The sequence below is a fragment of the Streptomyces anatolicus genome, assembly GCF_019400875.1.
GTDB lineage: Bacteria > Actinomycetota > Actinomycetes > Streptomycetales > Streptomycetaceae > Streptomyces > Streptomyces anatolicus.
In genome coordinates this window covers 1-6,442 of the sequence record NZ_WMBF01000368.1, presented here as the reverse complement: position 1 = coordinate 6,442, position 6,442 = coordinate 1, and the positions used below count along the sequence as shown (strand labels likewise).

At 70.8% G+C, this 6,442-nt stretch carries 6 protein-coding genes; all 6 read right to left on the bottom strand.

The annotated features are described in order from the left end of the window. Window positions 1-137: 137 nt before the first annotated feature. Genes GKQ77_RS24995 through GKQ77_RS24970 form a run of 6 tightly spaced genes read right to left on the bottom strand, consistent with a single transcriptional unit; the run spans window position 138 to window position 6,224 of the window. On the bottom strand, window positions 138-1,133 hold the full coding sequence (locus GKQ77_RS24995; protein WP_219691189.1) for an ABC transporter substrate-binding protein: 996 nt from the start codon (window positions 1,131-1,133) through the stop codon (window positions 138-140). Window positions 1,134-1,171: 38 nt separating this feature from the next. Further along, window positions 1,172-1,945: an ABC transporter ATP-binding protein gene (locus tag GKQ77_RS24990; RefSeq protein WP_219691188.1), complete on the bottom strand. Its 774-nt coding sequence runs from the start codon at window positions 1,943-1,945 to the stop codon at window positions 1,172-1,174. 1 nt (window position 1,946) lies between these two features. Further along, window positions 1,947-3,044 carry a FecCD family ABC transporter permease gene (locus tag GKQ77_RS24985; RefSeq protein WP_219691187.1) on the bottom strand — a complete coding sequence of 366 codons (1,098 nt, stop codon included), beginning with the start codon at window positions 3,042-3,044 and terminating at the stop codon, window positions 1,947-1,949. Beyond that, window positions 3,041-4,354 carry an MFS transporter gene (locus GKQ77_RS24980; protein ID WP_308117778.1) on the bottom strand — a complete coding sequence of 438 codons (1,314 nt, stop codon included), beginning with the start codon at window positions 4,352-4,354 and terminating at the stop codon, window positions 3,041-3,043. Before GKQ77_RS24980 ends, GKQ77_RS24985 begins: the two co-directional genes overlap by 4 nt. After that, window positions 4,351-5,190, bottom strand: a complete 840-nt coding sequence (locus GKQ77_RS24975) for a Rossmann-like domain-containing protein (RefSeq protein WP_219691186.1) — start codon at window positions 5,188-5,190, stop codon at window positions 4,351-4,353. The genes GKQ77_RS24980 and GKQ77_RS24975 overlap by 4 nt, the downstream gene beginning before the upstream one ends. A 41-nt stretch (window positions 5,191-5,231) precedes the next feature. Next, window positions 5,232-6,224, bottom strand: a complete 993-nt coding sequence (locus GKQ77_RS24970; RefSeq protein ID WP_219691185.1) for a pyridoxal-phosphate dependent enzyme — start codon at window positions 6,222-6,224, stop codon at window positions 5,232-5,234. Between the last annotated feature and the right edge of the window lie 218 nt (window positions 6,225-6,442).

Genomic DNA, 6,442 nt, shown 5'->3' with positions numbered 1-6,442 from the left:
CTACATCACCACGGCCCGCGCGGGCCAGGAGCGCCCGCACCCGCTGGCGGGATCGGTGCTCGTACTGCCGGACGCGGGCCGGGGACTGCCCGGCACGCCCTTCGCGGGCTGAGCCGCGTCAGGGACGGACCACCGGGTCAGCGCTTCAGCTCCCGCAGGTACTTCCCGAACTTCTCCAGACCGTCGATGTTGCGCGGCCCGCTGATGCCCTCGTTGTAGTCGAGGACGAAGAAGTTGTTCTTCTTGACCGCGGGCAGCTCCTTGGTGTGCGGGGACTTCTTCAGGAACTCGATCTTCTTCTTCGCGGGCTGGTCGCCGTAGTCGAAGATGATGACGACCTCGGGCTCGGCCTTGGTGACGGCCTCCCAGTTGACCTGCGTCCAGCGCTCGTCGAGCTTGTCGAAGACGTTCCTGCCGCCCGAGGCCTTGATGATGTCGTTCGGCGGGACCTGGCTGCCCGCGGTGAAGGGCTGGTCGGTGCCGGAGTCGTAGAGGAAGACCGGCACCCGATCGCCCTTGGGGGCCTTCTTCTCGACGGCCGCCACGCGCTTCTTCAGGTCCCCGACGACCTGATCTGCCTTCTTCTCGACACGGAAGATCTTCCCGAGCCGCTCCAGGTCGCTGTAGAGGGCGTTGAACGGCGTCACCTTCTGCGGGTGGCCGGGGTAGTTGAAGCAGCTCTCGGTGTGCATGAAGCTCTGGATGCCGAGCTTGTCGAGGATCTTCGGGGTGATGCCGCGCTGGTCGCTGAAGCCGGAGTTCCAGCCCGCGACGACGAAGTCGGACTTGGCCTCGACGACGATCTCCTTGTTGAGCAGATCGTCGCTGAGCATCTTCACCTTGGCGTACTCCGACGCCCAGGGGGACTCGCTCACCGGCGGGTTGGCGGGCGGCATCACGTACCCGTGGACGTGCTCGGTCAGGCCGAGGCTGAACAGCTTGTCGGCGCTGCCGCCCTCGTACGCCACGGCACGCTGCGGGACCTTGTACGAGACGGGCTCGCCGCATCTTTTGACGGTGACCTTCTCGGACGCCTTGGCGGCGCCGTCCGAGTCGACCTCGGCGCCGCAGCCGGCGAGCAGCAGCGTGGCCGTGAGCGCGGAGCCCAGGGCGAGGGAACGGGTGTGGGACATGGGGTGACAGTGCCTTTCGAAGAAAGTGGGGACGGAGGTCAGAGCGAGGGGTGCAGCGCGTACAGCAGCTGGGGGTCGCCGGTGAGCGGATGCGGAACGACAGTTGCCTTCACACCGAACACATCGGCTATGAGCTGTTCGGTGAGTACGTCCTCGGGAGTTCCCGAGGCCACGAGGCGCCCCTGGGACAGCACGCCGATCCGGTCGCAGGCGGCGGCCGCCAGATTCAGGTCGTGCAGCACGACGAGGACGGTGAGCCCGGCGCCGCGCAGATGCGAGAGGACCTCGATCTGGTGGCGTACGTCGAGGTGGTTGGTCGGCTCGTCGAGCACCAGGATCTCCGGCTCCTGGACCAGGGCCCGGGCAAGCAGGACGCGCTGGCGCTCCCCGCCGGACAGGGTCAGGACGCCCCGCTTGGCCAGGTGGGGGATGTCGAGCCGTTCCATCGCCCGTGCGCACAGCTCCCGTTCGCGCCGGGTGAGGGGCTGGTTGCCGCGCTGGTGGGGTGCCCGGCCGAGCGCGACGACCTCCTCGACCGTGAAGTCGAGGTCGACGGCGCCGTCCTGGGTCATGGCGGCGACCAGCTGCGCGCTGCGGCGCATCGGCATGCGGGAGATGTCGTCCCCGCCGACCCGGACGGTGCCGCGGGCGGGGCGCAGCGCGCGGTAGACGCAGCGCAGCGCGGTCGACTTCCCGCTGCCGTTCGGGCCGACGAGGCCGACCACCTCGCCGCCGCCCACGTCGAGCGACAGTTCCTCCACGAGGCTCTTGCCGTCGATGGTGACGCCGAGCCCTTCGATACGCAGGTCCATCTCAACGCCCCCCGAAGACATAGCCCTTGCGGCGCATCAGCGCGATGAACACCGGTACCCCGACGAGCGCGGTGATGACGCCGAGCGGCAGTTCGCGCGGCGCGACCACCGTCCGGGAGAGCAGATCGACCCAGACCATGAAGACCGCGCCGACGAGCGGGGCGACGGCGAGGACGCGGGCGTGCCCGGCGCCGACCACCATGCGCACCAGATGCGGCATGACGAGCCCCACGAAGCTGATGGCGCCGCTCACCGCCACCATCACGCCGGTGATCAGCGAGACGACCACGAGCAGGAACCTGCGGTGCCGGTCGGGGCTGTGGCCGAGACTCGCCGCGGTCTCGTCGCCGAGCGCGAGCACGTCAAGGGCCCGGCCATGGCGGTGGAGCACGGCGAGGCCGAGCAGTACGACGGCCGCGACGACGGGCAGCGCGCCCCAACTCGCCGCGCCGAAGCTGCCCATGGTCCAGTACAGGACCATGCTGGTCGCCTCGCTGTCCGGCGCGAAGTAGATGATCACGCTCATCACGGCCTGGAACCCCAGCGACATGGCGACACCCGTCAGGACGAGCCGCAGCGGCGAGAGCACACCCCGGCTCGACGAGGCCGCGTAGACGAGGAACGACGCGACGAGCGCCCCGATGAACGCCCCCGTCGACACGGCGTAGACACCGAGCGCGGCGAGGCCGCCGGTGACCGTCACGCCGACCGCGCCCACCGACGCGCCCGAGGAGACACCGAGGACGAAGGGGTCGGCGAGGGCGTTGCGCACCATCGCCTGGATGGCGACGCCCACCGCGCTCAGCCCGGCCCCCACCAGCGCGGCGAGCAGTACGCGCGGCGTACGGATCTGCCAGATGATCTGGTACGTCGTCGTCTCGTCGGCGCCGATCCGCCCGCCCGTGAGCGCCGCCCACAGATAGCGGGCGGTCTCGGCGGGCGTCACGAAGGCGGCGCCGAGCCCGATGGCCACGACGACGGAGGCGAGCAGGACGAGGAAGAGCGCGGCGCACGTCAGGACCAGGGCCCTGGGGGAGGCGAGCCGGTCCCGCACGGTGGCGCGGGCTTGCGGAGGTGCCACCTCCGCGACGGTGGTCATGGTGTTCCGGCCTCCGTTCCGGCCTCCGCTTCGTCGTCGGTTTTGTCGGTTTTGCCGTCGGGGTCGTCATCGGTTCGGGACGCGCGCGCCACCAGCACCGCCGCGCCGAGCGCCGCGACGACCAGGGCGCCGAAGACGACGGCGACGCCGGGGTAGCCCGCCAGCCCGAGGCCCGCCCCGCCGAGCGCCGCGCCGACGAACACGCCGAGGCTCTGGCCGGCGGCGTTCAGGCTCAGCGCCGAACCGCGCAGCGAGGTCCCGCAGCGCCGCACGATGAGGCTGACCACGCACGCGGCGACGATCGCGTGGCTCGCCGCGTGCAGCGCGGTCATGGCCAGGGCGAGTGGCAGCCAGTGCGTGAAGTAGAAGCCGACGACGGAGACGAGGGCGGCGACCAGGCCGATGGCGAGCATCCGCTCCGTGCCGACGCGCGGCCGGGCGGAGTTGGTGATCCGGCCGGTGAGCAGATTGCTGACGAAGAACGACGCGCCGCTCAGCGTCCATACGAAGGCGAAGAGCCCGGCGTCGAGGTCGAACCGCTCCTCGTAGAACGCCGCGAGATACGCCAGGTACCCCATGAACACGGCCGTGCGCAGGAACCCGATCAGGAGCAGCGGCACCACGCCGCGCACCGCGGCCAGCGCCTTGAACGAGGCGAGATAGCCGAGGCGTTGCCCGGCGGGAGCGTCACCCGCCGAAGCCTGCTTCCCGCGCCGGGCCACGAAGACCACCGCGAGCAGCAGCGACACCACCGTCACGCCGAACAGGTCGCCCTGCCAGCCCCAGAACAGCGCGGGCAGCGCGATGACGGGCGCCGCGAGCATGGCGGTCATCGACTGCGTGGCCGTGACCAGGGTCGCCGCGCGGCCCGCTGCCTTGCCGGTGCCGAAGCGGTCGGCGGCCGCGGCGGTCAGCGCCGGGTTCAGTACGGACGTACTCGCGCCGACGAGCAGGCAGAACACGGCGAGCAGGATGAAGTCGCCGCTGGCGCCGAGCGCCGCCGAGAGGCCGAGCGCGACGAGCGCGCCCGCCGCCGCCCACTCCCTGGGCACCCGGTCGATGAGCGGGGCGAGCGCGGTGCCCACCAGGAGGGCGGCGAGACCGCCGAGGCCGCGCAGGCCGCCCATCGCGGCGACGCCGCTGCCCGCCTCGTCGGCGATCGGTACGAGGTAGGTGCTGAAGACGGTGAAGGGGAGCAGGCCGACCGCGGAGGCGAGCAGGACCGGCCACAGGGTGCGGGCCATGCGCAGGTCGCCCGGTATCGGCTCCTCCGCGCTCTCCTTGGTGTCCTTGGTGGTGTCGACGCTCACCTGTCCGCTCCGTTCGAAGCGAGGGCGGCGCGGTAGCGGTACATCGGTGTGGCGTCGGCGCTGAACTGGGAGAACGTGAAGGGCTCCGCGTTCAGCCCGGTGACGCCCGCGCCGAGGAAGGCGCGGGCGACGGCGCTGCCGCTCTGGGCGTAGACGGTCAGCGGCACCCGGTGTTCCACGCAGTGCTGGAGGATCAGGTCGAAGGTGCCGTTGCTGAGCGTCATGCCGGTGGCGACGACCGCGTCGGCCTGGGCGAGGACCTCGGTCATGTCGTCGGTGACGGGGTCGCCCCAGGCGGTCGTGCGCAGGTTGAGGTCGCAGGGCAGACAGACGCCGCCCCGCTCCTGTATCGCCGCGACGAGCGGGTTGACGACGCCGATGAGGGCGACCTTGGCGCCGGGGGTGATGTCGAGCAGCCCCGCCACGGCGGCGTCCCGGGCCTGGGCGCGGACCTCCGGGGTGCCGGTGGGCAGCATGACGCGCTCGGCGTCGTCGGCGTCGCGGTGCGGGCGCACCCGCGCCAGATAGGCGTCGAGGGCGGCGGTGCGCACCGGCGCCGACTCGTCGCGCAACAGCTTGTCCAGGGAGTGCCCGGAGGCGTTCTCGCAGAACCGCGGGGCGAGTTCGCCCGCCTCGAAGGAGCAGGCGCCGAAGGAGTCGCCGACGCGCAGCAGCAGGTAGTGGTTGTGATAGGTGACATCACCGCCGGCCAGCCGGGTGGTGTTGTAGAGCCAGAACGCGCTGGTGACGGTCAGCTCGGCGGGGTCGGGGCCGTGGGCGCCCGCCAGGACGGCCTCCGTCAGCTCCGCGACGGTGTGGGGTGTGGGGTGTGACATGTGTGTTCTCTCTGGGATCGCCGGGTGAGGCAGCGGGTGGTTCAGGAGGTGACGGGGGGCCAGGCCGTGGTGGACCAGGGGTGCTTCAGCTCGTCGAGCGAGGTGATCTCGTGCGGCTTCAACGTGTCGATGTCCAGGGCCTGTTGGTGCCGGGCGTAGGCGCTCTCGACGTAGCGGTGGCCGGTGTCGGCGGCGATGAACACGTACGTACGCGTGTCGTCGCGGCGCCGCTCCCACAGCGCGCTCAGATACGAGGCACCGGCCGAGAGCCCGGCGAAGATGCCGCTGGTGCGCAGCAGGGAGACCGCTCCGGAGACGGCGCTTTCGAAGTTGACCCAGTGCACGCGGTCGTACAGCTCGTGCCGGACGTTCTGGAACGCGATGGCGCTGCCGATCCCGGCGATGATCATGTCCGGGTCCGCGACGTGCTCGGAGCCGAAGGTGACGCTGCCGAAGGGCTGGACGCCGACGAGGGTGACGTCCCGCCCGGCCTCGCGCAGATACGTGCCGATGGCGCCGGTCGAGGCACCCGACCCCACGCCGCCGACCAGCGCGAGCGGCCCCGCCGGAATGCCCTCGTCGATCTGCTCGGCCACCTCGCGGTAGCCGTGGTAGTGGATCGCGTCGTGGTACTGCCGCATCCAGTGGTACGAGGGGTTGGCGGCCAGGATCTCGGCGATGCGGCGCACCCTCAACTCCTGGTCGAGGCGGAGGTTCTTGGAGGGCGCGACCTGCTCCAGGGTGGCGCCGAGTATCTCCAGCTGGACCCGCGTCGAGCGGTCGACGGTGGTGGAGCCGACGATGTGGCACTTCATGCCGTAGCGGTGACAGGCGAGGGCGAGGGCCTGGGCGTAGATGCCGCTGGAGCTGTCGATGAGGGTGTCGCCGGGCTCGACCGCTCCTGTTTCGAGGAGGTGGCGGACGGCTCCGAGGGCCGAGTAGATCTTCATGGTCTCGAAGCGGAGGCAGGCCAGATCCGGTTCCAGGGATATGAGATCGGGTTTCTTCACCGCTTCGGCGATATGTGCGTGCATGACGAGGACCCCCCGTAGGGACGTGAGAGCAGGAGAGGCCGGGGGGCGAGCGGGTCCCCGGGACGCCGAGAGCATCACACTAGATGAAAATGATTGTCAAGACCGAGTAAGCTCGGCACACTGGTTCCGGCGGGGCGCCGAGGCGTGTGCGCCCCGCTGTGTCGAGAGGAGTCGCGTGAAGCTGTCCCAGGAGGCAGGAGTGAGGGGCGGGGTGGGGG